At 42.0% G+C, this 24,971-nt stretch carries 30 protein-coding genes; 6 read left to right on the top strand and 24 right to left on the bottom strand.

Annotated elements, in window-relative coordinates; translation table 11 throughout:
• Positions 1-106: 106 nt before the first annotated feature.
• The 10 genes from licT to QRD89_RS07495 all read right to left on the bottom strand — a co-directional run bounded on the left by licT (position 107) and on the right by QRD89_RS07495 (position 6,792).
• Positions 107-955, bottom strand: a complete 849-nt coding sequence (gene licT, locus QRD89_RS07540; RefSeq protein ID WP_286096661.1) for a BglG family transcription antiterminator LicT — start codon at positions 953-955, stop codon at positions 107-109.
• A 208-nt stretch (positions 956-1,163) separates the two neighbouring features.
• Positions 1,164-1,349 carry a hypothetical protein gene (locus tag QRD89_RS07535; RefSeq protein WP_286096660.1) on the bottom strand — a complete coding sequence of 62 codons (186 nt, stop codon included), beginning with the start codon at positions 1,347-1,349 and terminating at the stop codon, positions 1,164-1,166.
• An 18-nt stretch (positions 1,350-1,367) separates the two neighbouring features.
• Positions 1,368-2,270, bottom strand: a complete 903-nt coding sequence (locus QRD89_RS07530) for a M23 family metallopeptidase (RefSeq protein ID WP_286096864.1) — start codon at positions 2,268-2,270, stop codon at positions 1,368-1,370.
• Between the two features lie 42 nt (positions 2,271-2,312).
• Positions 2,313-2,870, bottom strand: a complete 558-nt coding sequence (locus QRD89_RS07525) for a DUF4256 domain-containing protein (protein ID WP_035388489.1) — start codon at positions 2,868-2,870, stop codon at positions 2,313-2,315.
• Positions 2,871-2,885: 15 nt separating this feature from the next.
• The gene (locus QRD89_RS07520) at positions 2,886-3,074 is read right to left on the bottom strand and encodes a hypothetical protein (RefSeq protein WP_026578581.1); all 189 of its coding nucleotides are present in this window, start codon (positions 3,072-3,074) and stop codon (positions 2,886-2,888) included.
• 54 nt (positions 3,075-3,128) lie between these two features.
• Entirely contained in the window at positions 3,129-3,653 is a 525-nt protein-coding gene (locus tag QRD89_RS07515; protein WP_286096659.1) for a GNAT family N-acetyltransferase, read from the bottom strand.
• Positions 3,654-3,787: 134 nt separating this feature from the next.
• On the bottom strand, positions 3,788-4,729 hold the full coding sequence (locus tag QRD89_RS07510) for an alpha/beta hydrolase (RefSeq protein ID WP_286096658.1): 942 nt from the start codon (positions 4,727-4,729) through the stop codon (positions 3,788-3,790).
• Positions 4,730-4,792: 63 nt separating this feature from the next.
• Positions 4,793-5,767: an HD domain-containing protein gene (locus QRD89_RS07505; RefSeq protein ID WP_286096657.1), complete on the bottom strand. Its 975-nt coding sequence runs from the start codon at positions 5,765-5,767 to the stop codon at positions 4,793-4,795.
• Between the two features lie 375 nt (positions 5,768-6,142).
• On the bottom strand, positions 6,143-6,427 hold the full coding sequence (locus QRD89_RS07500; RefSeq protein ID WP_026578577.1) for a hypothetical protein: 285 nt from the start codon (positions 6,425-6,427) through the stop codon (positions 6,143-6,145).
• Positions 6,428-6,579: 152 nt separating this feature from the next.
• Positions 6,580-6,792, bottom strand: coding sequence for a GNAT family N-acetyltransferase (locus tag QRD89_RS07495; RefSeq protein ID WP_286096863.1), 213 nt, complete (start codon positions 6,790-6,792; stop codon positions 6,580-6,582).
• Positions 6,793-6,968: 176 nt separating this feature from the next.
• Here QRD89_RS07495 and QRD89_RS07490 point away from each other — a divergent pair, with 176 nt between their 5' ends.
• Both QRD89_RS07490 and QRD89_RS07485 read left to right on the top strand, forming a co-directional pair.
• Positions 6,969-7,148 (top strand): hypothetical protein, encoded by a 180-nt coding sequence (locus QRD89_RS07490; protein WP_062513186.1) that lies wholly within the window; start codon positions 6,969-6,971, stop codon positions 7,146-7,148.
• Between the two features lie 703 nt (positions 7,149-7,851).
• Positions 7,852-8,322: a DinB family protein gene (locus QRD89_RS07485; RefSeq protein ID WP_286096656.1), complete on the top strand. Its 471-nt coding sequence runs from the start codon at positions 7,852-7,854 to the stop codon at positions 8,320-8,322.
• A gap of 157 nt (positions 8,323-8,479) precedes the next feature.
• On the opposite strand, the gene QRD89_RS07480 is transcribed toward QRD89_RS07485, so the two are convergent.
• From QRD89_RS07480 to QRD89_RS07430, 12 genes are all read right to left on the bottom strand, one after another.
• Positions 8,480-8,707, bottom strand: a complete 228-nt coding sequence (locus tag QRD89_RS07480) for a hypothetical protein (RefSeq protein ID WP_286096655.1) — start codon at positions 8,705-8,707, stop codon at positions 8,480-8,482.
• 402 nt (positions 8,708-9,109) lie between these two features.
• On the bottom strand, positions 9,110-9,457 hold the full coding sequence (locus tag QRD89_RS07475; protein ID WP_286096654.1) for a hypothetical protein: 348 nt from the start codon (positions 9,455-9,457) through the stop codon (positions 9,110-9,112).
• A gap of 73 nt (positions 9,458-9,530) precedes the next feature.
• On the bottom strand, positions 9,531-10,556 hold the full coding sequence (locus tag QRD89_RS07470; RefSeq protein WP_286096653.1) for a S66 family peptidase: 1,026 nt from the start codon (positions 10,554-10,556) through the stop codon (positions 9,531-9,533).
• A 188-nt stretch (positions 10,557-10,744) separates the two neighbouring features.
• The gene (locus tag QRD89_RS19230; RefSeq protein WP_353477951.1) at positions 10,745-11,035 is read right to left on the bottom strand and encodes an HAD-IA family hydrolase; all 291 of its coding nucleotides are present in this window, start codon (positions 11,033-11,035) and stop codon (positions 10,745-10,747) included.
• A gap of 1,117 nt (positions 11,036-12,152) precedes the next feature.
• Entirely contained in the window at positions 12,153-12,527 is a 375-nt protein-coding gene (locus QRD89_RS07465; protein ID WP_286096652.1) for a hypothetical protein, read from the bottom strand.
• A gap of 538 nt (positions 12,528-13,065) precedes the next feature.
• Complete coding sequence (locus tag QRD89_RS07460) at positions 13,066-13,854, bottom strand: hypothetical protein (protein WP_286096651.1); 789 nt, start codon at positions 13,852-13,854, stop codon at positions 13,066-13,068.
• Between the two features lie 173 nt (positions 13,855-14,027).
• Complete coding sequence (locus QRD89_RS07455) at positions 14,028-14,498, bottom strand: tetratricopeptide repeat protein (protein WP_051348971.1); 471 nt, start codon at positions 14,496-14,498, stop codon at positions 14,028-14,030.
• Positions 14,499-14,659: 161 nt separating this feature from the next.
• Positions 14,660-15,703, bottom strand: a complete 1,044-nt coding sequence (locus QRD89_RS07450) for a DUF2332 domain-containing protein (RefSeq protein WP_286096650.1) — start codon at positions 15,701-15,703, stop codon at positions 14,660-14,662.
• A gap of 201 nt (positions 15,704-15,904) precedes the next feature.
• The gene (locus tag QRD89_RS07445; RefSeq protein ID WP_286096649.1) at positions 15,905-17,185 is read right to left on the bottom strand and encodes a histidine--tRNA ligase; all 1,281 of its coding nucleotides are present in this window, start codon (positions 17,183-17,185) and stop codon (positions 15,905-15,907) included.
• A 342-nt stretch (positions 17,186-17,527) separates the two neighbouring features.
• On the bottom strand, positions 17,528-17,983 hold the full coding sequence (locus QRD89_RS07440) for a GNAT family N-acetyltransferase (RefSeq protein WP_286096648.1): 456 nt from the start codon (positions 17,981-17,983) through the stop codon (positions 17,528-17,530).
• A gap of 71 nt (positions 17,984-18,054) precedes the next feature.
• Complete coding sequence (locus QRD89_RS07435) at positions 18,055-18,411, bottom strand: cupin domain-containing protein (protein WP_286096647.1); 357 nt, start codon at positions 18,409-18,411, stop codon at positions 18,055-18,057.
• Between the two features lie 286 nt (positions 18,412-18,697).
• On the bottom strand, positions 18,698-19,927 hold the full coding sequence (locus tag QRD89_RS07430; RefSeq protein WP_286096646.1) for an MFS transporter: 1,230 nt from the start codon (positions 19,925-19,927) through the stop codon (positions 18,698-18,700).
• 281 nt (positions 19,928-20,208) lie between these two features.
• On the opposite strand from QRD89_RS07430, the gene QRD89_RS07425 reads away from it, so the two are divergent.
• Together QRD89_RS07425 and QRD89_RS07420 are read left to right on the top strand one after the other, a co-directional pair.
• Positions 20,209-21,141, top strand: coding sequence for a WD40/YVTN/BNR-like repeat-containing protein (locus QRD89_RS07425; protein ID WP_286096645.1), 933 nt, complete (start codon positions 20,209-20,211; stop codon positions 21,139-21,141).
• Positions 21,128-21,985, top strand: a complete 858-nt coding sequence (locus QRD89_RS07420; protein WP_286096644.1) for a hypothetical protein — start codon at positions 21,128-21,130, stop codon at positions 21,983-21,985. Before QRD89_RS07425 ends, QRD89_RS07420 begins: the two co-directional genes overlap by 14 nt.
• A gap of 94 nt (positions 21,986-22,079) precedes the next feature.
• Here QRD89_RS07420 and QRD89_RS07415 read toward each other — a convergent pair whose 3' ends face one another.
• Positions 22,080-22,385, bottom strand: coding sequence for an inner-membrane translocator (locus QRD89_RS07415; protein WP_286096643.1), 306 nt, complete (start codon positions 22,383-22,385; stop codon positions 22,080-22,082).
• A gap of 434 nt (positions 22,386-22,819) precedes the next feature.
• Between QRD89_RS07415 and QRD89_RS07410 the strand changes: the two genes are divergently transcribed.
• On the top strand, positions 22,820-23,827 hold the full coding sequence (locus tag QRD89_RS07410; protein WP_286096642.1) for an AraC family transcriptional regulator: 1,008 nt from the start codon (positions 22,820-22,822) through the stop codon (positions 23,825-23,827).
• 38 nt (positions 23,828-23,865) lie between these two features.
• Positions 23,866-24,660, top strand: coding sequence for an SDR family NAD(P)-dependent oxidoreductase (locus tag QRD89_RS07405; RefSeq protein WP_286096641.1), 795 nt, complete (start codon positions 23,866-23,868; stop codon positions 24,658-24,660).
• Between the two features lie 15 nt (positions 24,661-24,675).
• On the opposite strand, the gene QRD89_RS07400 is transcribed toward QRD89_RS07405, so the two are convergent.
• Entirely contained in the window at positions 24,676-24,969 is a 294-nt protein-coding gene (locus QRD89_RS07400; RefSeq protein ID WP_286096640.1) for a hypothetical protein, read from the bottom strand.
• Positions 24,970-24,971 lie beyond the last annotated feature (2 nt).

Here is a 24,971-nt window from a genome sequence, read left to right as displayed (position 1 = left end):
GTTATGCCCAAATTTGGTAACATTCCTTCGAAGGTTATTCAGTTAAATAAAAGATAGCATGAGCGCGAGTTTATGTCAACGCTTACATTCAGAAAATTAAATCTTTTTATGAAATTTGCTGCCTTTGACTGACCCTGTGGATATGGACGGTCAAATACACCTGCTCATCCCTCGAGATCAGCCACTCATAATTGCGCTCCAAATACAGCGCAACTTTTCGGGTAGCTTCAAAGGCGTCCTCATATTTCTGTCTGATTTGATCGAAAAGGAAGTCATCGATGGAATCCTCCAGCTTCTCTTTTCGGACGAACCTGACCGCAAAGAAACGCAGATGGGTCAGGAACCGTTCATAATTGACAGAGTCTTCGTCGAGTTCCATTTTGAAATGATACTTCACGATGTTCAAAATATTGTTGACCATTTCCGTCACCTGCACGGCAGAAGCCATGTTGTCACTGGAAAGCTGACTGTTTACGAGGTGGAGGGCAATCGACGCTGCTTCATCCTCCCCAAGCGTGATGCCGGTCTCCTCTTTGATGATGTCAAGCGCTCTCAATGCGACCTGGAACTCCTGCTTGTAGTACTTCCTGATCTCCCATAACAGCTGATTCTTTAATTCGATCCCCTGCTCATGCCGGCTGATTGCGAAACTCAAGTGATCCGTCAAGGCTACATACAAGTACTCGTCCAGCTTATACGGAAGCAGCGACTGCGCATAGTCCATGATTTTCGAGGAAATATCCAAATAAACCGCCGGCGTATCCCGCAAGAGCTGTCCCAGCTTGTCCGCTGTCCCCTGTTTCTCCAGCACGAACGTCTTTTCGATTTTCGACGTATCCACCTCTTCGCCGACCTTCTTCTTGAATGCGAGTCCCCGTCCCATCACGACAATTTCCTGGTCCGCCTCATTGTTTGACACGACGACATTGTTGTTCAGTATCTTCCTGATCTCCATATCCCGCCTCCTCCTTAAGCGACGCATAAAAACAACAAAAACCTAAATTGAGCGCAAGAAGACCCATTCGTCCTCTGTACCAATTTAGGTTTTGCCTGCCGAACAGTAACAATCCAACTAGGTATAAAGTTGTAAACGTTTTCTTTTATTTTATATAGAGGGATTGAGATTGTCAATGGCATACTTTTACACAGCAGGAGATCCGCCTCTATCCCTGCTCACAAGAAAGCTTCCAATGAAACGCAAGCAGGCTGACATCCTTCTCAACGACCGTCCCACCGCTTTTGAGACAGGAAGCTTCTGCCTCTTTAAACCCATAGTAGCTAGAGGCGACGGCAATCGCTGCACTGATCATCAAAATAAACCCAACGGCTTTCCATTTCCTTCTCTTCATCGCTGTACCACCTGTCCTTTAATCGAAGACCAGACTGTTCCGCTTCAGAAATCTGCCGTCAAACGTGATCGGAACGCCTTCTCCATCTCTCTCCGCGTGGATGTGCAGATGAGGTTCCGTCGTATTCCCCGTATTACCGACGCTGCCGAGCCTGTCACCGGTTTCGACCATTTGACCTTCTTCCACTTCTACACTCCCCGGCTTCATATGAGCAAGATGGACCTCCGCCCCGTCACAGGATAAAATGACGTGGTTCCCGGCTGGAGATGCCTCTTCATCCAGATCTTCCTGCGGGGATAAATCGTCATAACGATCGACGGCCGTTGTCACTTCGCCGCTGCACGGGCTGTACAAAGGGGTTCCGTAAATGCGGTATTTCTTCAAATTCTCCGGAGACAGTCCCGACGCCCGCATCCCCCACCAGTGGAGCTGGGTGATGTCATTCGCATAGGCTTGAGGAGCAACGTCATGGTGGTAGTTGATTGCCGTACTCGCCCCGCCATGACCGACCGTAAACACCCCGTCCTCCATCGGAAAAGCGAGATCCACCGCCTTTTCTTGTTCCGGCATCCTGTACCCGGTCAAAGCGCCGGCGGTAATGACACCAAAGTAGAGAAAGAGAGCGATACTGATCCCCATGGAAAAGCGGTACGGCTTATTTTTCTTCGGTCCTTTCACCGGAAGCCCCGGGTACCTGCGCCAGACGAAGAAGGAAACGACTAGGAACAATACCGGCCAGAGCCAGCGCAGATAATGATTATAAATGGCCCACGGACCAAGGAAGAATATGTAGCTCATAAACATCAGGCAGGCAAGCCATTCCAGGACGAGCAGCTTCCTGCCTGCATAATCCGTCTTCCATAGATTGAACAATAGTGCCAGTGGAAGAAGGAGATAAATCGGTGCCAACATCCAAACCATCAAACAAAGACCCCTCCTCTTCTTTCCTTACGGAGACTGGATTCACACATGCAGCCGGCAGCGGAAGCCGCGGGCGGCATAATAGGATTCCGCTCCGTTGTGATAGAGAAACACCGTCCCATAGCGATAGTCGCAGAACAGCGCTCCGCCGAGAGAACGGATGTCCGCCGGCGTCTGTACCCAGCTTGAGGTTTTTTTATCGAATTCCCCGAGCTTCTGCAGCGAGCGGTATTCCTCTTCCGTCAGCAGCTCGACGCCCATTTCTTCCGCCATATCCACGGCACTCGTTTCCGGCTTATATTTCTTCCTCGATTCGAGCGCCGCCCTGTCGTAACAGACGCTTCGTCTGCCCTTAGGGCTCTCCGGCGAACAGTCACAGAAAAGATACCGATCTGTCTCTTCTTCATAACCGACGACATCCGGCTCCCCTCCGGTGCGCTCCATTTCACGAAGCGACCACAGCTTCGATTCATCCGCTTCGAGCTTTTTCTCGATATGTTCCCACCCAAGGCCCGGGTGACGCTCGGCATTTGTATCAAAGCGATCCTTCCATTTCGCATAAAGCTCCGCCTTCTCATCCTGTGATACGTGTCTGGACATAGTGATCCTCCTTCTTTATATGTACTCCAAGCTTAATCCTGCATAAATAAGCAGGGCTGCAGCCGCAAAGCCGGCAAAGAACAAACCTTTTTGCAGCTTCGACCAGTTCTTCATCCAACCCCATCTCCTCTGGTCGACGTCCAACCAAAAGAAATCGACGACCACCGCCAACAGGATGACGAGTACAGCAGTTATGGCACCCATAGCCGTTCCTCCCTATTCCGATATTTATATAAGAACAACCACCTTAATTAAGAATCAGCCGACATATTCGTCTTTCAGGACCGCCATCAGGATTTCATCCGAATAGCGGCCGTTCCAAAACAGCGACTGCCTGCACACCCCTTCCTTTTGAAACCCCGCTTTCTCGTAGGCTTTAATACCTCGGATATTATGCGAATACACCTCAAGCTCCAGCCGGTTCAGCTCCAATTCTTTGAACGTATACCGAACGGCCAGCTTCACCGCTTCTGTCCCATACCCCTTATTTTGATAGGCTCCGGCGTGAAGCGAAATTCGAAAACCGGCCTTACGATTATCCTGATCGATATCCACAATCGCCAGGTCTCCAATCACCCTGTCACCTTCACGAAGACAGATCGCGAAATCACGTCTCGAAGAGTCCTCCCGAAACTTCCGGTACCTGTCAATGATTTCTTTCTTCGTGAATGTCCGCCGTGTCCCTGTCATATAGCGGGTCTCTTCATCCTGGACAGAATGATAGATTCCATCGATGTCCTGATCTTCGATGGGACGCAGATACAGACGGCTGTCTTCCATCATCACGTTCCTCCTTTATAGTCACTAATATGGAGTAGATAACTAATCAACAATAGTAAAAAAATTCAAACATTTGATATTATAACTCTACCGAACAGAGGAGCATCTGTCATCCTTGCGACAAACGATTCTAATGATTATTCTAAATAATCTACAACCTCCTGCAGGTTTTCGGTCAGTTCATCCGGGAGCGTATGCCCCATCCCTTCGATGACCATCAACCTGCAGTCAGCTCCCTTGGACTGAAGAAGTTCGACCACTTTCTTCGTCTCCTCATAAAAAGGATCTTCATCCCCCGTAATGACGCACCCTTTCACGTCCGATACATCCTGATCCCCGATAAGTGCTGCAAGCTCGTCCACATCTGTAAACGACGGAACAAAAGCGAGGAAGCTTTCGACTTCAGGCAGCTTGTTTTGGAGAAGCAGTTCGATGACGGTCTTTCCTCCCTGGGAGGCGCCCGCCGCGAGAATCCGCTTTTTCTCTGTTGGAAAGCTTTGATAGAAACGCTGATACATAGACGTAACATCGGCCGCAGCCGTATCTGGATCGTCCCAGTGGTAGATATCTTTGCTGAATACCTGCGAGGACTGAACGAAGCCGAAGAAATAACGCGCGAGAATCACCGGGTCGCTCCATTGAACTGCAAAGTCAGCCGCGTTGGAGCCTTTCCAATGCAGGGCAACTATAGCAACATCCGCTTCCGGATTACCTGTCGTTTCAAGCTCCGCGCTGGCTGCGCGATCAGCTTCTTCAAACCGCTCGGCGCACTGACTCAGGATACGCTGAAATTCCTTGGATCCCTGCAATGGGGCAAGTTCCTCATCCTGTTCCAGCAAGGACGGATTCCACCATACTCCTTGATCAAGCACCTGCTGAAGCTCTGTGACAGCCCTGTCCTTCTCCCCCAAAAGCATGTCGATGCCCGCTTTCCAATGACCAATCCTGGGCAGGCGTTCTGGATATTGCGCTTTTCCTTCTTCCAGAAGTTCAAGCGCTGCATCGCATTGCTTATTCTCAACGAGTGCGACGGCCTCCCGCTGAAGCCCCGTAAAAGATTGCTGTCGATTCGTCTTCATCTGAACTGTCTCCCTTCGATTTTTCAAGCTATAGAAAGGCCGCAACGACGATGCCTATGACAACTAAGCAGATAAAACACGGACAAACGTCCCTCTCCTCGCCCTCTTTTCCGCATCCTCATTCCTTTGCCTCACGTTGAAGGAAAGCTCCGAAACCGGGGTGAGCTTTGCTCCCTTCCACACAGAAGGATCGATCAGCCTGATCTTGTTCACCCGGTGGATATGATAGTCCTCTTCATCGATCACTACCTCCACATCGGAATGCAGAGTAGCCAGCATCTGAAGAATTTTGCTGTCTCCTGCTTTTTTAATCTTTCTTATTACTGCCTCATCCTCCAGAAGAAAATCGTCTGTCGTTAAAATCCCTTCACCCATAGCGAGCTTCAACACTTCCGCAAGCCGGTCGTAGCTGTAGATGTTCAACGGATCAAGGAAAAAGTCGATGACTTCCTTATAGTACGTCTCGACAAACCACTCACCGGCAGCCACGGAGGAGACATACATACTTCCGTCCACTACTACAAGCTCTTCAAGAAACCTCTCTACCTCTTCTTTCGTGATCTTACCGTAGCGGTACATATCACGAAGCGTGTAATCGACGCGGTCGGCGCACAGTTCAGGCGAAGGCCGCTCCAACAGCGTCCACCTGCTGTCGTCCAGAAGATCTTCGCAGCGATATCCGTACGTTTCCAAAATGTCAGGAATTTCCGAATGCCGGACGACTGAATCGAAAATTTGTTCATGGTAGTCCTCTGCTCTATTATCAAACACGGTATCGACCACATGGGAAAAAGCCGTGTGCGATACGTCATGCAGGAGTCCTGCGATCTGTTCTTCCACCGATCCTCCAAGCTTCCGGATCAGAAGCATGACTCCAATCGAATGTTCGAACCGGCTGACGTCCCACGTTTCTTCCACCAGATAGGCGGCTCCTGCCTGATGGACCCCTTTCAAACGCTGCACCGGCGCACTGTTGATCAGTCGCTCCAACACTCCGTCCACTTCCGATTCTCCGTAAATGCAATCCCTTATGTACACATGGCCCGACCTCCTTTTTTATCACGTCTCGTCACCGATTATGTCCGTATTCATATCGTACATAAGCAGCTATTCGGCTTTCACTGATCCTTCCTTAAAAAAGAACATGACCAGGCAGCCCAAGGATCAGCATCAGTGCAAAGCTCCCAACAAAACGTAACCGATGATCCGGATCGGCAAAGGAAGCGTCCCGTCACCAGGTGCAGGCGATCCTTCTATCTTCTACTGGTGCTCCACGGCATCATTGAACGGTTCCTTCTGCATTGCTTCCACCTCCCCATCTCTACTGCCAATTATTTCAAAACTAACACCTCGGCTCAAGCCTATTTTCTTATGAAAAGGTTCTGCGAGGGTTTATTCAACAAAGACCCCGTTTTATTTCTTACCTATTCGTTCTAAAAGTATAGGTGATATATTCAGTAAGATAGAAACAATTGTCAAAAACCAAAATACCGTTGTCATACCAGGTACTACATCCGATATAGCCGCCCAATCTTCTGCTTCTATCCACCGATTTAGATAACTGTAATCTGCACAAATTGTTAATGCTGTAAATGATAATGCCATCGCCATAGCAAGCTTATAATCCTTTCCTGCTGCATACAAAAAAAGGTTTACAACAGTAACTACTATGGCAATAACCCCAAATATTACCCACATTTCTACACCCCTATATTTATTAAAGTTTACTGCTCCATCAGTTAAATAGGTTTAACAACTGATATGGAAAATCATTTCTTGTGAGTGCTTCATAGTCTTATACAACTGATGTTGCAAATAGTTAGCAAATCGTATAGATGAGATTTAAAAAATTAATCCTTTTCAATGACATAAAGGCGTACAAGATTATCCCCTTCATAGTATTCTCTTACATAATTCAAAAGAGAACTCTCCAGTATACGAACAGAGTAGATATTTTCTTCTTCGACTTCTGCCTTCACTTTCTTTACCTTCAAATCGTCGAAGCAATATGTCAAAAGACCTTCCAGAATTTCACTTCCGTACCCATTTCCCCAACATTGTATGTCTTCTAAAATCCTGTCCGTTAGCCAATTTTAGAGGCACACTGCAAGAGTATCACATGTATTTAAGTACTTTTTACATATTCCTCCTATTCACATTCAAAAACAATGCTAGCTTTTCTAATTAGGGATAATCTTGAATTTCTTGCCAAACCTACTGACATGGAGGTGATTGGTAAATGAAAAAGAACCAGATAACACCCGGAATTAATGGGGAACAAAAAGAGGTACAGAAATCAACGATGAAGGCAGGCTGTTCAGGAACAGATCCAAAAAAAGTAAGACAGGAAATTCAACAGGATGTAAGCAAAGGTGTAGGGGATATGACGTCTCGTGAGGCGGGGTCCATGAGAGATTAAAGAACCAAGCTTTTTTGGTTCTTTTATTTTTTAGAAAGTAGCCTTTTTATTTTCCAAAGATCTTTTTTCCCTTTACCAAAGTCCGGTTGCTTACTGACTGCCCTATACTGAGTAAGGAAGTGACTACCCTTGCTGGATAATTGCACGCGGTTTATAAGACTTGATATCATGTTATATCTTATTATTTTCTTTAACACTCATTAGTTAAATAAACTTCCAAATAGTAAAACACAACCCAGAAACGCTGATAAACTAAGTGTTACTATTATTGAAAATACACTTCTTGCCATACCCTTCCAGTCTCTAACACCAGAAAAACCAAATACACCAGCCAGAAATGTAAATAACGTAATAAATAAAATTAAAGTGAAAGGGTGAATACCCATCATTTTGGAATTACTGAACCAACCTGAGAAAGAAAATGTTAGAAACAAAATCACACAAATAATTGAAAAGAAAAATGACCACAAGTTGATTTTCTCTTGAATCCTTCTCTCCTCCTCCAAAGTACATTATTTCTATATTCAACTAAATCCTTACCTCAAAAAGCAATAACAAGATCTTTTTGTAATCCTGAAAAGTCCCAGTTACAGGAAGACTCGACACTGAGATATGTTACATAAAAACGTCGAATTACGTCTTTAATTACTCTCTTCCAAAAGAACGTTTGTTCTAGTATGATAATTGAAGAGGAGGGAAAAAATTGAATTCAATTGATTTGGTTATTTTAAATTTAAACGAAGTTAGAAGAAGAAGTCTCAAAGTGTGGAAGTCAATTCCTGAAGAAGCCTATAACTGGCGTCCAGATATCAACGCCATGTCATGCTTAGAAATGATTCGTCATGTATTAGAGTCAGAACATTATTACCATTTAGCTATAAAGAATCAGGGTAGCGTTCCTGACTTTGAGTCACCGTTTACAAATCGTCCGTTAATATCTCCAGAGGATGAAGTCGACTTTTCACAGTCTCTGAGGGATGAATTTATTAAGACCATCCAAACATTCAGTGAAAATGATTTATCAAACATACAGATAGATCGATCCAATGTCGGGTACATCCGAGAACTAGGAGATATGCTATTGAGAATTGCTTATCACGAATCTATACATACTGGTCAACTCTTAGATTACTTAAGGTCTGCTGGTGTTGAAAGAGCTGACATATGGGACTGATTCTTAAAGAGTCTTAGTCTTACTAAGGCTCTTTTTGTACGAGACATCATGTATCTTACCTTCACTAAAGGTCACTATACTTTAAGACTCGATATCAAAGTATCATTCTAAAAGCTACGTAATTATTCTAAGCTCCTCTATGCTCTTGTAAGGCAACTTAAATTCCATTTTTGCACTCTGATCTAAATGTTACTTTATTCTTTTCACCTGAATAAGGGTTTGAAGATTCTAGGGGCCTCCAGTACCCTTTGGTTTCAGTATAAGAAACTACATGATCATACTCTCCAACAGTTAATACTTTATTATTGCTCAGTTGGTCACGTAAAGGTACAATGTATTCTTCTGGTAATAACACTTCAAACTTCACATAACTGAAATTCATCAAATTTCCTTTCCTCTTTAATAATAAAGCCCCCGTTACTTGAAGACTCAGTGTCGAGATGTCTTCAAATAGAGCTATGAACTAATTAACTGTATTAAGTCAACGTGTAAACCACCATACAAAAAATAAGATTACTGCGATGATAAACCAAGTAAGTGCAACTATATGTTTTCTTTCAGTCTTTTTCTTAGAAGAGTTAGAAAAAAGTATTCCACTGATCAAGGCGATAGCAATTGCTATCCAGGTCCAAAAGCTCATAAAATCCTCCTTTCACTACCATTTAAGACATAATTTGCGATAGACATTATTTAATTAAAGCCCCGTTTCATTAAGACTTTAATTCAAGATATATTAAGCAAAATTTCAACGAACGCTTCCGTTAGCACAAAAATGAATACTGTGTCACTACGGTTTAATCAAGAAGAAGATTGCAACTGCAATAAGTATTGGTGTTAACATACTTTTAGCTTTATTTTTTCTCCACATATCCACCGTAATTGTAATACCTGCTATGATCATTAAGAAAATCCCAGGTAACTTTATGATATTTAGTGTCAGTAGATTTCCAATAGAAGCGAAAAAATAACCTATTACAAGTAACCCGATTGTGAAAACAAAATGTGCCGATTTAAAATCCTTCTTTGCGGAGTTCCTATCATCTGAATCCATTTTTAAATAAGTTCTAACAACCATAAAAGTTGGTATTCCCCACGTAATAAGGAAAGTAACCAATGAATCAGTATCTATGTTCAAATACAGCCCCCCTACCTAACTTCATTCTTCACCTATTGCCCCCGTTTGTTTAAGACTCGAATTCGAGATATACCTAAATATACTGCATCCTTATAGTCCCTTTTCCATCTTGATAAGTTACCGTTGAGTATGCTCCATTTACGAGTATATTCTGTGGAGGCATATGTCCAATATCTGCGTCATATATAACTGGTATCTCTTTTCCAAAAACATTCATCAAAGCATCCTCTAATTCGAAATCTTTGGTTGGTGAGTACCCACTCGCTCTTCCTATAAGTACTCCATTGACATTCTTAAACCATCCACTATATTTCATCTGCCACAAACACCTATATATCTCTGCAGCACTCCAATCAACAGATTCCAAGTACCAAATTACTCCCTCCTTGGCATGTTGAGTAGTGAATTCCATTACCTTATCGTAAGGAGTACCAATCAAGGTTTGTAATGTATTCATGACACCTCCCAGTAATCTTCCTGAAAACTCATGAGATTTCTGACCGGTAAGTGATTTCCACTCTGTTGCTGTATCAAAGTAAAAACCTGTAGCTGGGTTCTCAAATGTTTGAGTCCAAGATGATTGGTATTGATTTGAGGAGTATTGAATCACATCCTGACCTTTATTACAGCCTAAAACGTCCGTCCATTTTGTAGTAAGCTCGTCCCATTTAGGAGCTGATAACTCATTAAAATTCGTTCCATGTGCTGAAGCATTCCCAGTTATCGTCGTATATGCTAACAAGATCGTGCTAACATCTGAATAACCCAGTATCCATTTAGGGGGCAAGCTCTTAATGTAATTCCAGTCAATCATAGGTAAGACTTCCATGGAAAACTGTCCTCCCCACGGAGGGATAATTGCCTTAACATTTTCATCCTCCAGAAATTTGATCAGCTCTTTTGCTCTTATAGATGCCTTAGCACTTCTAGATTTAGTTTCTGTCCATACTGTCTCACCTATTTTTACTATGAACCCTTTATTCTCGACGTTTTCTTTAGCTTTATGTACTAACATATGTAATTGCTCTTCTACCCCACTTGAAGGAGCTGTTACAGCAATCTCGTCATCTTTTTCTAATGCTGGCGGATACTTAACCACTCTATTGTCCCCCTTTAACCTTCCAAGATAATTATTTCATTATTGCAAAATCAATTACCATTATCAACCATACTTATGATAAAAGAGAGCGACTATCTTTTTAGATAATCGCCCCATAATGTGGAAGACTTGAACACGAGATATCTTCCTATTGGTTTTAACTAACGCACCTGTTGGCGCAATAAATTTTAACGGTTTAATCTTCTTCTTTTTTTAAAACTTTCTTTATTCCTGAAGCGATAAGTACACCTATGAGACCAGCTATACTCATAGTAACGATATGTCCCCAGTCCTGCATTCTTACCCGATAACAAGTCTAAATCTCTGTCACCAATCATTATCGTTTCTGTTTGATCCATATTATGTTCATTAATTAAATGATAGATTGTAGCAGGATTAGGTTTTCTTTCAAAACCCCGTTTAGCAATTATTAATTCAGAAAAATATTGAGTTAAACCATATTTATTCAGTAACTCAATAGAAGAATCCCCTCTATTTAACTTGTGGAAGAATATCCAGGATTCTTAGAAATACTGTCAATTGAACAGGATGGACTCCGTGAGGATGCGCCAATTATTATAAAGGGTACAGATGGAAATGCCAGAAAGCCTAGTATCGTAGATCCTTCCAATGGGTCAGGCCAGTTTAGTATTGCATCGCAATCATTCTTTAATGGAAACAAATAATATGTATCTCCTTCCTCCCCGCTCTATTCCAGCCTTTATTTGGACGAGTGGAGCACGAATATTGAAGTGAATAGATAATGAAGTGCAACTGAGGTTGACCTTGCAACTCCATTATTAAGAGGTGGAAAGATAGAGAAGAGCAAAAACATTTATATGTGTAAATAAATTTCTGAAAATGAAAAAGCTAAAAGCCTCTATTATGAAAGTTTTACGTCTAAAAGTTTAAATAGACTAAATATAACCAACCTAAAAACATTGATAACTTAGTCTATAAACGTGAACAAACTTTGAGGAGAGGATTTTGTTTAATTAGCATTTCTGACTATTTTTCAACTCCTACCATTCATTATTTTCTTTTCAACAAGAAGGTGAATGCGAATACTGATTAATATTTTGGCTATCTGCTTATATTTCGTTTGAAATACACTTTGAAAAATACCATAACAGAAATACCCCGAACAAGGACATTTTATTATCAGAGTCCACTATTCGGGGTATTGTTTATTAAAAAGGAATAAATACTTTTTCTGGTCACTCTTTTTTTCTTTCTTTTTTATCATAATAAGCATATAGAATACCAGTAATTACTAAACCAACCATTAAGATATTCCACCAAGGTTCATTGCTTATGTGTGAGTGATTCACTATGAATGTTCCTATGCAGAATAAAATAATTATGGAAAGGAAAAATATTGACTTTTTAATGCTATCCCCTCCTAAGGTGTTTTGAATTATTATACCATTCTATCCATATCGGCAAAACTCCCAAAATCACTATAGTGTATCTTAATTAGTATGTGCTTCTTTGAGGTGCTGATTTAGCTAACCCAATTAAATGACTGTAGCTACTACTATCATAATAGTATGTAAGATTTCTAGTGTATGGTGCACCAGTTGAACTGCTAATCCCCTATTGATTGTGTTGGATATAGTACACATTTGGAAGGTGGTGCCCCCATATGACATTCGCAATCGGTTCAGCTAAACCTGTTGTTATTTTGCCTGCAGCTGATACAGCACCAATTAATGCTGAGACGTCTGCGAGATCACTTTTAAAACTACTTTTAAATGTCCTTCTTGTCGTCCAGTCAACATCAGTCACCCCACCACCTGGTTGTACAACAACTTGGGTAGATGCACCACCATTCTTTAGGATCTCACTAGGTTTAGGAGTATTAAAATATGGGCTATCATTTTCAGCAGCAAAAACAGAACCTACAGGGATTGATGATAACAAAACCAAAGAACTAAACATTACAACAGCAAATTTTTTCAAAAAACTCATAGAATATGCACCCTTCTTTACAAATTTATTACAATATACAAAATAGTATATTTATTATTTTGGATTAGGAGTAAAGGTTTAACTTTTAAGTTCAATTCTTATTGTTATAAAAAGCTGATATAAGGGTAATATATCTTAATCTTTTATTGATCTATGATCACTAGTGTTACATAAATAATATCTGAATGATAAGAACATATTCAGTTCCAACAAAAATTCTTTATAATGGTAGGCTCAGGGCTGCCAAATCTTCCCCGATATCTTTAACATATGATCTCACCGTACTTCCACCGACTGCCAGGTCCGGATATCTCTAAGCCAATCATGTATTTGGGCAGCACTCAAGTGAGGATAATCTTCTTACCACTCTGTATAAGCTTTTGCTTAAGTTCTTAATTTTTGGCTCTGTTAAAGTTTAGTGTTGATATTACCTATAAAAGAGGACTTCCAATTTTATGGAAGTCCTCTTTATATAAATTTGCTTATTAAACTAAAGCCCCCGTTTATTGAAGACTTGAATTCAAAGTATTTCAAAGGGTTACGCACCCAACCATAATTCCTTTGCTTCATGCTTAGATAGTTTAAACTTCTCAATAAAGAACTTCTGGAGGTTGATCTCAGAAGAATTATTTGCCCAATCCTTATAGTATTTAATTAACTTATCTATGTCTCCACCACAATATTTATCAATCAATACGTGAACGATATGAGTGCTTCTCCAGTAATCATAAAAAGCAGATGAATAACCAAGGTCATGTCCACCTCGATATCCAGACTCACCAAAAAGGTCAATCGTATATTCTCCATAGTCTGCCTTATATAACTCAATTAAACTACGCTCAACCTCCATAATCGAATTGAATTTTTCCGTTGATAAAATTATTTTACGTGGGATGTAAAAACACATCCCTTCTTCAAACCACATATTCTCTTCTTCATCCCAATCTTCAAATTCAGAATTAAAAAAATCAGAATGGTGAGTTAACTCATGTGCTGCAATAACAGCAATATCATCCATTGAAAGATCATTATAATACTGTTCAGCCTTTACAAGCCCTCTAGTCGTTGATAAAAAAATGTCCTTCCATGTATCTATCAGCGGGTTAATATGTATTAAGTCTCTTGATGTATATGCAGGGAGAGGGATTGTTGAATAAAGCTCCGTAGCCGATTTCAAATCATGAAAAATGATTCCCCTCGGGGTTCCAAAAGTAGTTATGGATTCTAGCGAACGTGAGAAATGGGTAAGTTTTTCTAAAAGGAGTCGTCCGTTTTTTTCAATTTCTTCTGTATAAGACGTATCTGTTACTGAAACTGCGTATTCCATTCAATCCACCTCAAAATAAAAATTAATAGACACTGTTCATCTCATCCCAATTATTTCAAATAAAGCGTAATATCTCAATAAATATTATCAGTATAGAGGGGGATACCTTGTTTAAGATAGCCCCCAATACTGGAAAACTTCAAATCAAGATATTTGCTTTAAAACAGAATATTTCACCATGTTTGATTTAGTTTGCCGGAATAGAAATCTATAGCTTTTCTGTAGCTATTAATCCAGGGATCGGACGATGTTTTAACTAATGTTTCCAACAAACTTCTAACTGAATTTTCTTCTTCGTTTAAATTGTACATAACAATGGCCAAGAAGGCTTTTATCGCTAGATTATCTGGATATTCGATTTCTCCTTCTTCTAATATAGCCTTACTTTTTTGGTATTCACCAATACACCTCAAACTACTACCCAATTGTACATATGTACGCTCACGCAACTCTCCATTTATCCCATAAGAAAGAGCTGCTTCGTAGAAAGGTATAGCTTCTCGCTCCATACCTAAAGCATCATGTGAAACTGCACTGTAATAGTTTAGTTCCGCATTTTTCGTACTTTCTCTAACTAATGGGAGAAGTTTTTCACGAGCTGTTTTAAATTCTTTATCTTCAATTAATTTGATTATCTCTTTCAAGATTTAACCTCCTTCAAATAATCGCTCATTTTTCAGTATCGCCCCCGTTAGTCGAAGACTCAAATTCGAGATACTTTGAAGTAAGTAACCCATTTAAAATCAATATTTTTGATTATGTATCAAGGGCGAACACTCTCGTGATACGCCCAATATGGAATAGTTTATGTCAAGACCTCATTAGATAGTTTCCAATCAAACCATCGACCATGTCCATCGGTTTCACCAACAGTTTCTCTTTTAGTTACTCCTTGTACAATTGAATCCACATGCAATTTCCTGTCTTCAATATTGTTGTAAATATGAAAAACGTCTCTTTGTCTTCCTACTTCATTTACTTTTTGTAACAAATTTTCTTTAACTGGTTCTGGCATCTGATTAGCTACATGAGTATGGAAAATACACAGGGTTGTATCAGCAGGTATTTCTTCTATGACTTCTGTTAATAGGCCGACACCATCCCCTTCAATGAGGTGAGGAGGTTGTAACCTTAGTTGCTTTACAGAATCCTCAAAGTTTGCAATTCGGTCTTCATGTTCTGGCCATATTAAAGCTTTTAACCATAGGTAGTCTTCTTCGCTAGTAAGATCACTAACATGTAAGTCCAAACCTCGTCGATCATTTACAGGAGGTGTTGAAGATATTAAGTCTCGTGGAACCTCTCCTTCCCGGACTGTAGATGTTAGATGTACATAAGAATCTTTGTTTCCATAAAGTTCTTCATTTCCATAGGAATAAGAATACTGATCCCATAAAAGCTGTAGACCAGCGCTTGTACCTATTTCAATAAGGGAAAGAGGTTTATTGGTTTGTTGATGGACGTAGCCGAATACAGGAAACAAATAAGCACATCGGCGGACTTCATTCGTTTGTACAAGTTTATTTTTTAGAATAGATTTTATTTTACTTGAGTTCTCTATGCAAAAGTCTTTAAATGTCTCAAACAAATGACTGTCCTTTTTGGGTTCATTTACTATGCTTGGGTAGTATTCTTTGAGTTGATGATCACTACCTTGGAGAAGTAAATAGTGGACCGCACCCAAAAGTAAATTTGGTATAGGTTGTCCTTCTCTTGCTTCTAGACATAATGTTAACATTTCATCATCTTTAGCTATCTCTGAGGCTAAGCGTTTATAAAGTTCACTAGATCCTTCACATTCTAAGACAGCAAAGTTATTAAATCTTTCCGTCAAACTATTCTTATTCATGACTATTTATCTCCCTTCATTGATAACGCTATCATATTTAACTCTAAACTATTACCAATATTATGTAAATTCAAGTGAATATGAATTGCAGAAGAGTTAACTCAAACTGAATCTCCAAAAAACTGTTATATAAAAAAGAGCGATTATTCTTATTGAATAATCGCCCCCTTTATTTCAAGACTTGATTTTATGATAACTTAATCATACAAACCTAAAAGGCTCAATACTTTCTATTCCAGAATCCATATTTTTCATCTTCAATTCATTATTTTTCACTTCTTCCTCACCGATGATAATCACATTTGGAATATTTTCTTTATTTGCTTTATCAAGCGCTTTACCTAATTTCTTATTACCTAATTCCAACTCAATCTTAAAGCCTTGTTTTCTGAATTTATCTGCCACAAGTAACGATTCCTTAGGTTTTCCTAGTGGAATTATGTAATAATCTATATCCGAGTTCACTTGTATATTATCAGCTTTACTTAATGCAGCATAAATAACATCTAAACCAAAGGATATACCTACTGTTGGAAATTCCTCATTTGTTTCCATAAGTCCACTTACTGCATTATTGTACCTACCTCCACTACCAATACTCGAATTTATTGACTTATCAGCTAAGAAAATCTCATATATTGTGCCAGTATAAATCTCCAGGCCTCTTGCTAAGAATGGATTGAATATACACTGAGTTTCAACACCAAGCATATCTAAATAAGATTCAAGATCTCTTAATTCGTTCAACCCTTGATTGACCATCTCACTTCGTTTTGCAATAGATTCAAAATAGCTGAAAGTGGTATTCCTTTCATCAGTCAAAAATGTTCTGATTTGGTCAATGATAGAACTGGATAGATTTTTTTCTACAAGTTCAGAAATTACTGCATTAACCCCTATTTTTTCTAGCTTGTCTAAAACTAATATTACCTTATTAGTCATCTCTTCAGCCAAACCAAATTCCTTTAGCATTCCGACTAGCAGTTTTCTATTATTATACTGAATCGTCACATCTACTTTTAGCCTATTAAAAGCTTCCAGAGCCATGCTCATTAATTCAGCTTCAGCTATCTGCGAATCAACACCTACAATGTCAACATCACATTGAGTAAATTCGCGGTACCTTCCTTCTTTAATTGGTCCATCCCTAAACACTTTCCCGATCTCGTATCTCTTAAAGGGCATTCGCAAAGTAGGATTCATCGCCACAACCTTAGCGAAAGGAATCGTGAGGTCATATCTTAATGCTAAATCTCTTTCCCCTCTATCTGATAATGTGTACATTTCTTCTAATATCTCTGAACCTCCGCCATATTTAGAAGCCAATAGCTCCGTATAGTTTAAGATCGGTGTTTCTAATGGTTTACAACCATATTGAATAAACACATCTTCTAATGTCCTTTTAATATTTCTTTTTACTACTTCTTCCCTCCCTATATAATCTTGTGTTCCTTTTACATTTTGATAGTTCATTTTCTTCATGGTTATACCTCCTGTGATTTTGAATATAAAAAAACCGCACTTGATTTAAGTGAAAAACTTAATCAAATGCGGTTCATGATAAATAGTCTTCCTATGTACGATGTTTAAATCGAATAGCAAGACTAGTACATATGATGATGTAGTTGTGAACAGTAAGTAAATGTATTAAATATCATTTTGTTCACCTCAGATTTCTTGTAATGTATCATACTTCAAATAACTAGTTTTTTCAAACTTTTCCATAAAATATTTTCAGACATACAGTTTACAGGTGACGTTGTTAAACAATCGCCCCCTATTCTGTATGACTTGAAATCAAGATAATTACCAAATCGTTAGTAATCACCGATGCCCATCTATTCGAGCTTGTATGTATCCATAATAGGCGCATGTTCCATTTTGAAATAAATCTTTAACCTCGAAACCACATTTTTCGTAAAAACTAAAATTATTAGTAGAAGTATGGGCAAACCAATCACCATGTGGGAGTTTTTGTACACATAGTTCAACAAGTTTCTGTCCAATCCCTTTACCTCGATAGTTTGAAGAAACAACTAAATCCATGATATTAGCCGCCATGATTTGATCAGAAATAACCCTTACCATCCCAATCATTTTATCGGCATCCCAAACAGTAAATGCCCAAGTAGAATTCTCAAACATGAGAGTGAATTTTTCCTTTTGCCAACTTGGGGTTTCTCTTACCCAACCTGCCTCCTTAAATAGCTCTTCAACAAATTTACCAGGAACACCTTTTACACCTTCTCTAATTACAAGACCATTATAGTATTGATACATAAGCTACCCCCTTTTCACTTTAAAACCTTAAATTTTTTAAAGAAACGTCCCATTTAACAGATGACTTGAGTTCAAGATTCTAATAAAGTCATTGCTGTAGGATCTAACTCTTCGCTTTCTATTACAATAGCAGTTAAACCGTCTTCTGTTTTTGTTTCATGCCATTCATCTTTTTCCCAATAAACAGCATTACCACTTTTAACAGTGATAGAACTATCTTCTTTTCCTTTTACTATCCCTTCGCCTTTTACTATTAATAAGAGTTGGGGGACTACTGCTTGATGGTAGCCGATTATTCCGTTCTTTTCTAAATGCATGACACCAATATGAGCACTTTTTTGTGTATGGGTAATGCGATTCATAATAAAATTCGAATCAAACTTTGTGATTTTCTTTCCATTTTCCTTATTGAATTGATAAATTTCCATCTCATTCCTCCAAATTTATGTAAGTACCACACTCTTCCATAATTCAACAAAAAAGATGAAAAACCTTTATTGTAGTATTGGTTTTTAGGCGGATATCTCGAAACTGAGTCTTCAACTAACCTGCCCTTTAGCGAAAGACTCAGTTCCGAGATAAACATCCACTTCGAGGAACAAATACCCCTATTACAGAACACTTATTTAAATAATCCATATCAACCACACACTTTAACAGAGCCTATAAAAAAAGAGCGGCTCCCACAACCCGGGCTGCCGCTCTAATCCATCCTTACACCGTTTTTTCCTCTTGATGCTCCGATTTAAGAGTTACCAGAAATCGCCCTCTCATGAAAAAGAGATACCCGGCCGATGCTGCCAGCAGTCCTCCTGCCAGCAAAAAGACGCTCTGTACACCGAACGCCTCCGCCAAGGCTCCCATGGTTAAAGAGGCAATACCGAACGTCAGCGAAGTCAGCGCTCCCTGCGCACCGTAAATATTCGGGAGATCTTCCGGTTCGGCTTTCTTCTGAAGATAGGTCTCCATCGCGATCGATTTGATCTGTTCGCAGATGCCGAAGAGAACAGACAGGACGAGCGCCATGATGGCAGCACGGTTCAAACCGAAGACGACGGTGAAGATGCTGACAGCGATGGCCGACCAGAGCAGCATTCGAAACAGATGCCGTTCCATCAGCCTCGCATACACCGCAGTTAGCAGGCCGCCGAGCAGCAGGCCGATAAAGAAGGTCGTATTGATATACCCCCACCATGCTTCCGATTTATCAAGGACTTCAGAGACGAACACATAGATGATCGCGGCAATCCATACGACATTGGCCATCGATTCAAGGAAAAGAACGATGTGAATCGACAGGAAAACCGGCGTCTGCCAAATCGCCTGCCACCCTCGCTTCAACACCGACGCAGCCGGGGCTCCCCCTGTACCGACAGCCACATTCGTACGATCACGGATCAGGAGCATCAGTCCTGAAGCAACCACAAACAGAAGGAACGTAACCCATAGGACGGAACGACCTCCCAGCCACGCAACGAGAACCCCGCCGAGCGCCCAGCCTCCCAGTTGGATGACTTGACTGACGACAGAAAAGAGGCTGTTCGCCCGGACGATTTCCTCCTTCCCGACAAGTCTCGGCAGCATCGCTCTGCTTGCCGGATCCGCCCAGCCGTCGAGAAAAGCGAGCAGGAACACGCCGAATAGGACGAAACTGAATACACCATCCGTCCAAGTGAGCCATAACGCCAGCCCGAAGAACACGACAGTCTTACTGATCTGCGAAAAGCAAAGCAGACTTTTCAACCGGTATTTATCGAACAAAAGCGGGGACAAATACCCGCTCGCGAAGCGCCCCACCGTATTAATGAACGGCAAAAGCGCCAGGAAGAAAGCGGACTGTGACACCGAGTACATCATCGATATCATACCGACGATATAGAAAACATCTCCAAGATTAGCAAAAGCCTGCCCGATCCATAAGGACCGGAAAGAAACGGATTTCATTTTTTCCTACCCCTTTTTCATCATTTTCGAATGCCATGATTTAAAAAAGGGTTATTTACATTGGACCAGCCTCCCCTGTGGTATCTTCCCGAGCGTTGTTCGTTCTAAGAAATGGACTGCGCAGCAAGTGGGGGCAGGAAAAAAGGAAACCGTATAGGTTAATCTAACAATCTTTCTCCATTGTAACATAATGGAAAGGAACGGATTGCCAATCGTATTCGGATGCGGTAGAATGAAAAATTGTTAGATTTTACCTGAAAGAAGGAGAAGGAAGGATAAACATGAAGAAGCTTTTTATCGTCATGTCGGGGTTTATGGTGATCGGCCTCCTTGCCGGTCCCTTTTTCTTAGAGACGACGACCGTCCCGCAAGCACCTGTGGCAGAACCGAAAACGGAGGCCGCGGAAGATGCCGGGGCATCAGAAACGGTATCCTACGGGTCACGATATACGGAAGGCGACGTCACCTATTCTTTGGAAAAGGAGCAGCCGCTCATATCATACGACGGCGGGGACCATTGGCAGGATGTGCCCCTCGATACCGCCATGCTGTTTAACGGCGAATACAATGGAAGCGGACAGCAGCTGATCGATGGCAGCTACGCGTTTGACCAAAACCGCACCTCCTTCGTTTATATCGAAGCCACCAGCAACGAACCGGAGCCGGTCAAACTTCTTACAAGCTTCGATCACGGAAAGACGTGGGAGGAACAAACGATTACCGATGAGTTTTACAGCCTGCGTTTCAGGAAAATCGCTTTTCCTACAGAGAATTTCGGGTATGCCGTTCTCTCCGGTGGCCGGACCATGTCAAGCGAACTCACCGCCATCTATCTCACCACGGATGACGGACGAACCTGGCAGGATATCGGCCGCCCGGATACAGAACGCCTCGTCTATGACGGAGGAGCCATCGACGATGAAACTGCCTTCCTCTCCTACGGAACGATTAACCCGCAGGAACCGACCCTGTACGTCACGCAGAACGGCGGAGACAGCTGGGAGCAGTCCGCTATCGACGCCACGCCGGAATACAGCGGGGTATTCGTGACGGCTGAGATGCCCTTCCAAGAAGAGGATCATTTAGCCATCCATATCGGACAAGGGCCGAACGGCGATTATGAAGGAGGGCTCGTTAAAGGAAAATTCCTTTCCGAAGACGGTGGACAGACGTGGACGTTTGATAAGGTGGTGGAACCAGATGAAACAACTTAAACAAGTCATGAAAATCATTCTCCCGCTCGCAGCTGCCGGTCTGTTCCTCATGCAGGGGGCTTATCTTCTCCTCGATTCCAGGTTGAGAGTGGAATACATAGACATGCGCCTCTTTTACGTAGTCAACTGCATCATCATTATTTGTCTCGCAGGCACGGCGCTTCTTTTATTCCGCGCAACGAAAATACGCCTGCCGATCGTCCTGGCACTTACCATCAGCCTGATTACTTTCCAAATGGTCATGATGGTCAAACAGAGCGGACATATTCATCAAATAACCGATTTTTCACCGGATTGGAAGCATACGTTAGTCCTGAAAGAAGATGAAGATACAGGAAAAACCACCTATTACCGGACAGCTTTCGGTATCCTCGCCCGGGCACAGGATGAACTCCCATACGAAACCAAAAAGGACTTCCAAGTGAAGTGGCTGGATCATGATATAGCGGCCGTGACCTACAAAGCAAAGGATGACACGATTCACCAATATATAGGGACCTATGGTTCACGGGACAACGACCTCTCCTATTCTTATGTGTCCGCTTCTATGTATGGACAGTGGTCCGGAGAGAACACGCACATCACAAGCGGTCCGGATGGAATAACGATAAAAGAGGACGGCAGGACCGAAACCTACGAAGCGAGAAAAGCCGTACAATTCGGTACAACGGCCATTGTGCTGCTGAAAGATGGCGAAGCCGCATGGACCATCGCTTTAAACCAAAACTTCCTAAGCCATTCAAACGACCCGGAACCGCCGGAAGGAAACATCACCCTGTATAAAGCGACCATGACAGACAATGAACCGATCCTGTTAAACTATGCGGGGGAAGTACCCTATTAAAAGGTTGCATAGAGTTCATACGATCAACCAAAGAAGAGGAACTTCCAATTTCATGGAGTTCCTCCTCTTTTATCTACGAACCGTTATTCTTCCTTTATACCGGCGTATCCTTCTTATTAAATTGCTTCCCGATTACCAATACAAGCCCCATGAAAAAAAGAAGCAAACCATTCCCTACGGCAACAAGACCTATAAAAGCTGCCATGAAGCCCCCGCCTTGGCCGGAATCCCCGATACCCACCAGGACCAAACCAGCAGCAAAGCCGAGTCCAATGCCCAAAACGGCTGTGAAAAGACCCGAAGCCCAGAGAGGAACTCTCCCGCTCCTGTGCCATTTGACTGCGTATATGTTTGCTGGGATTAAGACTGCTGCAAGCAATAACCACATGACTACATCCATACAATCCCTCCTAAAAAATAGCTTACATAATTGTATATTAATTACAATTTATTGTGACATATCCACGCCAAATAAACAAATTTATTAGTGAAAACCGCTTATTCACAAAAAGGTTCTGTCCCACCCGGAACAGAACCTTTCCTCTTATTTCAAGTATTTCTGGATAGCACCACGAACTTGTTTCCCAGTGGCATGTTTGTTCACTCTCTTCCTTACATACTTCTGGACTTCTACAATCGTTTAAAAGATTTTTTACTATCAAGGACACGCTTTTTAAAGTAGAAGGTTCTCAAAGATTTTGGCGGGAATTGTTAGCTGTATGTCGCCTGTTGCTAGTTACAAAACAACACCCGATTGATAAGATGATACGTATCCTACCAACAAGGTAGATATAAACAAAGGCAGGCTGTAGACAGCCGAAGGAGGTGTAGGAAATGACGTCTGATACCCGCATTAAATTTCCGTCTGGATTTTGGACGGGAGTACAACAGATGGGGGTGCCCCCTCATGAAATAGCCCGAAAAGCGGGACTTCCACTCACCATAATTCATGAACCGATGGTCACCTCCTCCCAGTATCTATCCATCTGGCAGGCGTACTCTGATCTCATAGGGGACACGTCTGAAGCAATCATCAGGCTGTCGACCGGCTTCGAAACCGTTCATTTTCCGCCGACTGTTTTAGCTGCTTATCACGCTCGTGACTATCGCGACGCTCTAACTCGAATGGTTCGTTATAAGCGGCTGTGTCCTCCTGAGGGTTTACTGATCACAGAAGATGGTGATGAGTGCTCTATCGAACTGGGATGGATGTCTAAAGATGAGCCTGGTCCGGCGGTGTTAGCAGGTATTACGCTTGCCTTTCTTCTGGAGTTAGGACGGCGGGGTACTGGTCGTCCATTGACTGCGAAATCCGTGGAACTTTCGTGCTTGCCGGGCGACGTTCAGCCGCTTGAAGCTTACTTCGGATGCCGTGTCCAAACCGGTGGAAACAGGAATACATTGATCCTCCACCGAAAGGACCTTGACCTCCCTTTCGCCTCGTATAACGCAGAGCTGCTTGAAGTCTTGACTCCTGTTTTGGATCAATCGGCTGCGGAGCACCAATCCGGTAATTCCGTTACAGAAATGGTCAAGTGGTTTTTGAAACGCAGCCTGCCGGGAGGACGTGCTGGTATCGAAGCAGCCGCCGCGGAGCTCGGGATGAGCAACCGTACCCTGCAGCGCCGGCTTCATGAGGAGAGGACGAGCTTCAAACATTTGTTGACACAAGTTCGGAAGGAGCTGGCACGTGAGTACTTAGCAGATCCTTCGCTCGATATTCGTGAAGTGGCCTTTCTGATTGGTTATGAAGATCAAAACTCGTTCTATCGGGCTTTTCGACTTTGGGAAGGGGATACTCCTTCCCGTTGGCGCACGGAACGTTTAGGTGAAACTCCGTAAGCTCAGTTTTATTATTGAATGAAAGGAAGATGTATAGGATGGAGATGGGACTAGCCAACAAAACCGCTTTAGTGACCGGTTCTACAAAAGGGATAGGGAAAGCCATTGCTATGGAGCTGGCAAAAGAAGGTGTTCATGTTCTTATTAACGGCCGAAAGGAGGAAGAGGTAGAAGGCGTGGTAAAGGAAATACAAGCAGCTTTCCCTGCAACCTCTCCTCAAAATGCGGCAGCCGATATTGCAGATGTGGAACAACGGGAGCATTTATTCGAAAAGTATCCCGATATTGATCTTTTAGTAAACAACATGGGGATTTATGAAATCATGCAGTATGAGGACGTTACCGATGAAATATGGGAAAAATATTTCCATACCAATGTTCTTGCTGCAAATGGTTTATCTAAATTTTATTTACCTAAAATGCGGAACAAGGAGTTTGGTCGAATTATCTTTATTGCCAGTGAAGAAGCCGTTATGCCTTCCGGACAAATGCCACAATACTGTATGACAAAATCCATGCTGTTATCTTTGTCGAAAAGCTTATCTAAATTGACACGAGGAAAAGATGTTACCGTCAATACGATCATGCCAGGCCCGACCCTCTCTGAGAATGTGCAGCAGATTATTGAGGGAATGTACGATAATAAAGACATGACGTTCTTAGAGAAAGAAAAGGCATTTATGGCCGCAAACCTCCCTCAATCGGAGATACAAAGATTCATCAGACCCTCCGAGGTAGGTAGGCTGACAACATTCGTCTGCAGTCCTTATGCATCGGCATTTAAAGGATCCCCGATCCGTATGGACGGCGGCCTGGTACCGACTATCTTTTAACGCTCAACCGGCACTCTACATCCCGTCAATGAAAAAGCACCATACCAAAATGGGATTTGTCATTCCGGTCGATAAAATTCTCCCTCCCCATTCGACCATCTTCAAATAGAGTGGATTTCTGCCATCCACCACGGCCATGCAGACCGGCGTATCCGTTTCGTAAATCTTTGTTCCCACAGGAAGTCGGTTGGCCGTTCCGTTGCGGAAAAGGACCGCTTTATCCGTCTGCCTCGATATTTCCCCGATTTGTCCGCCTGCTGTGTATGCCAACTCCTCGACCCACTCGATACCTTCCGCATTTGAGTACACAT

This window comes from Halobacillus sp. ACCC02827 (genome assembly GCF_030291935.1).
In the GTDB taxonomy this organism is placed as follows: Bacteria; Bacillota; Bacilli; order Bacillales; family Halobacillaceae; genus Halobacillus.
The sequence above is the reverse complement of the archived record's forward strand: the minus strand, read 5'-3'. Positions and strand labels throughout refer to the sequence as shown.

Excerpts from the sequence above, each read along its gene's own strand:
- QRD89_RS07450 (WP_286096650.1), bottom strand. The coding sequence starts at position 15,703 with ATGAATAAGAATAGTTTGACGGAAAGATTTAATAACTTTGCTGTCTTA.
- QRD89_RS07460 (WP_286096651.1), bottom strand. The coding sequence starts at position 13,854 with ATGGAATACGCAGTTTCAGTAACAGATACGTCTTATACAGAAGAAATT.
- QRD89_RS07425 (WP_286096645.1), top strand. The coding sequence starts at position 20,209 with ATGAAGAAGCTTTTTATCGTCATGTCGGGGTTTATGGTGATCGGCCTC.
- QRD89_RS07445 (WP_286096649.1), bottom strand. The coding sequence starts at position 17,185 with ATGAAGAAAATGAACTATCAAAATGTAAAAGGAACACAAGATTATATA.
- QRD89_RS07500 (WP_026578577.1), bottom strand. The coding sequence starts at position 6,427 with ATGTGGGTAATATTTGGGGTTATTGCCATAGTAGTTACTGTTGTAAAC.
- QRD89_RS07535 (WP_286096660.1), bottom strand. The coding sequence starts at position 1,349 with ATGAAGAGAAGGAAATGGAAAGCCGTTGGGTTTATTTTGATGATCAGT.
- QRD89_RS07530 (WP_286096864.1), bottom strand. The coding sequence starts at position 2,270 with ATGGTTTGGATGTTGGCACCGATTTATCTCCTTCTTCCACTGGCACTA.
- QRD89_RS07420 (WP_286096644.1), top strand. The coding sequence starts at position 21,128 with ATGAAACAACTTAAACAAGTCATGAAAATCATTCTCCCGCTCGCAGCT.
- QRD89_RS07440 (WP_286096648.1), bottom strand. The coding sequence starts at position 17,983 with ATGTATCAATACTATAATGGTCTTGTAATTAGAGAAGGTGTAAAAGGT.
- QRD89_RS07515 (WP_286096659.1), bottom strand. The coding sequence starts at position 3,653 with ATGATGGAAGACAGCCGTCTGTATCTGCGTCCCATCGAAGATCAGGAC.
- QRD89_RS07435 (WP_286096647.1), bottom strand. The coding sequence starts at position 18,411 with ATGGAAATTTATCAATTCAATAAGGAAAATGGAAAGAAAATCACAAAG.
- licT (WP_286096661.1), bottom strand. The coding sequence starts at position 955 with ATGGAGATCAGGAAGATACTGAACAACAATGTCGTCGTGTCAAACAAT.
- QRD89_RS07405 (WP_286096641.1), top strand. The coding sequence starts at position 23,866 with ATGGAGATGGGACTAGCCAACAAAACCGCTTTAGTGACCGGTTCTACA.
- QRD89_RS07525 (WP_035388489.1), bottom strand. The coding sequence starts at position 2,870 with ATGTCCAGACACGTATCACAGGATGAGAAGGCGGAGCTTTATGCGAAA.
- QRD89_RS07490 (WP_062513186.1), top strand. The coding sequence starts at position 6,969 with ATGAAAAAGAACCAGATAACACCCGGAATTAATGGGGAACAAAAAGAG.
- QRD89_RS07510 (WP_286096658.1), bottom strand. The coding sequence starts at position 4,729 with ATGAAGACGAATCGACAGCAATCTTTTACGGGGCTTCAGCGGGAGGCC.
- QRD89_RS07465 (WP_286096652.1), bottom strand. The coding sequence starts at position 12,527 with ATGAGTTTTTTGAAAAAATTTGCTGTTGTAATGTTTAGTTCTTTGGTT.
- QRD89_RS07410 (WP_286096642.1), top strand. The coding sequence starts at position 22,820 with ATGACGTCTGATACCCGCATTAAATTTCCGTCTGGATTTTGGACGGGA.
- QRD89_RS07430 (WP_286096646.1), bottom strand. The coding sequence starts at position 19,927 with ATGAAATCCGTTTCTTTCCGGTCCTTATGGATCGGGCAGGCTTTTGCT.
- QRD89_RS07520 (WP_026578581.1), bottom strand. The coding sequence starts at position 3,074 with ATGGGTGCCATAACTGCTGTACTCGTCATCCTGTTGGCGGTGGTCGTC.
- QRD89_RS07415 (WP_286096643.1), bottom strand. The coding sequence starts at position 22,385 with ATGGATGTAGTCATGTGGTTATTGCTTGCAGCAGTCTTAATCCCAGCA.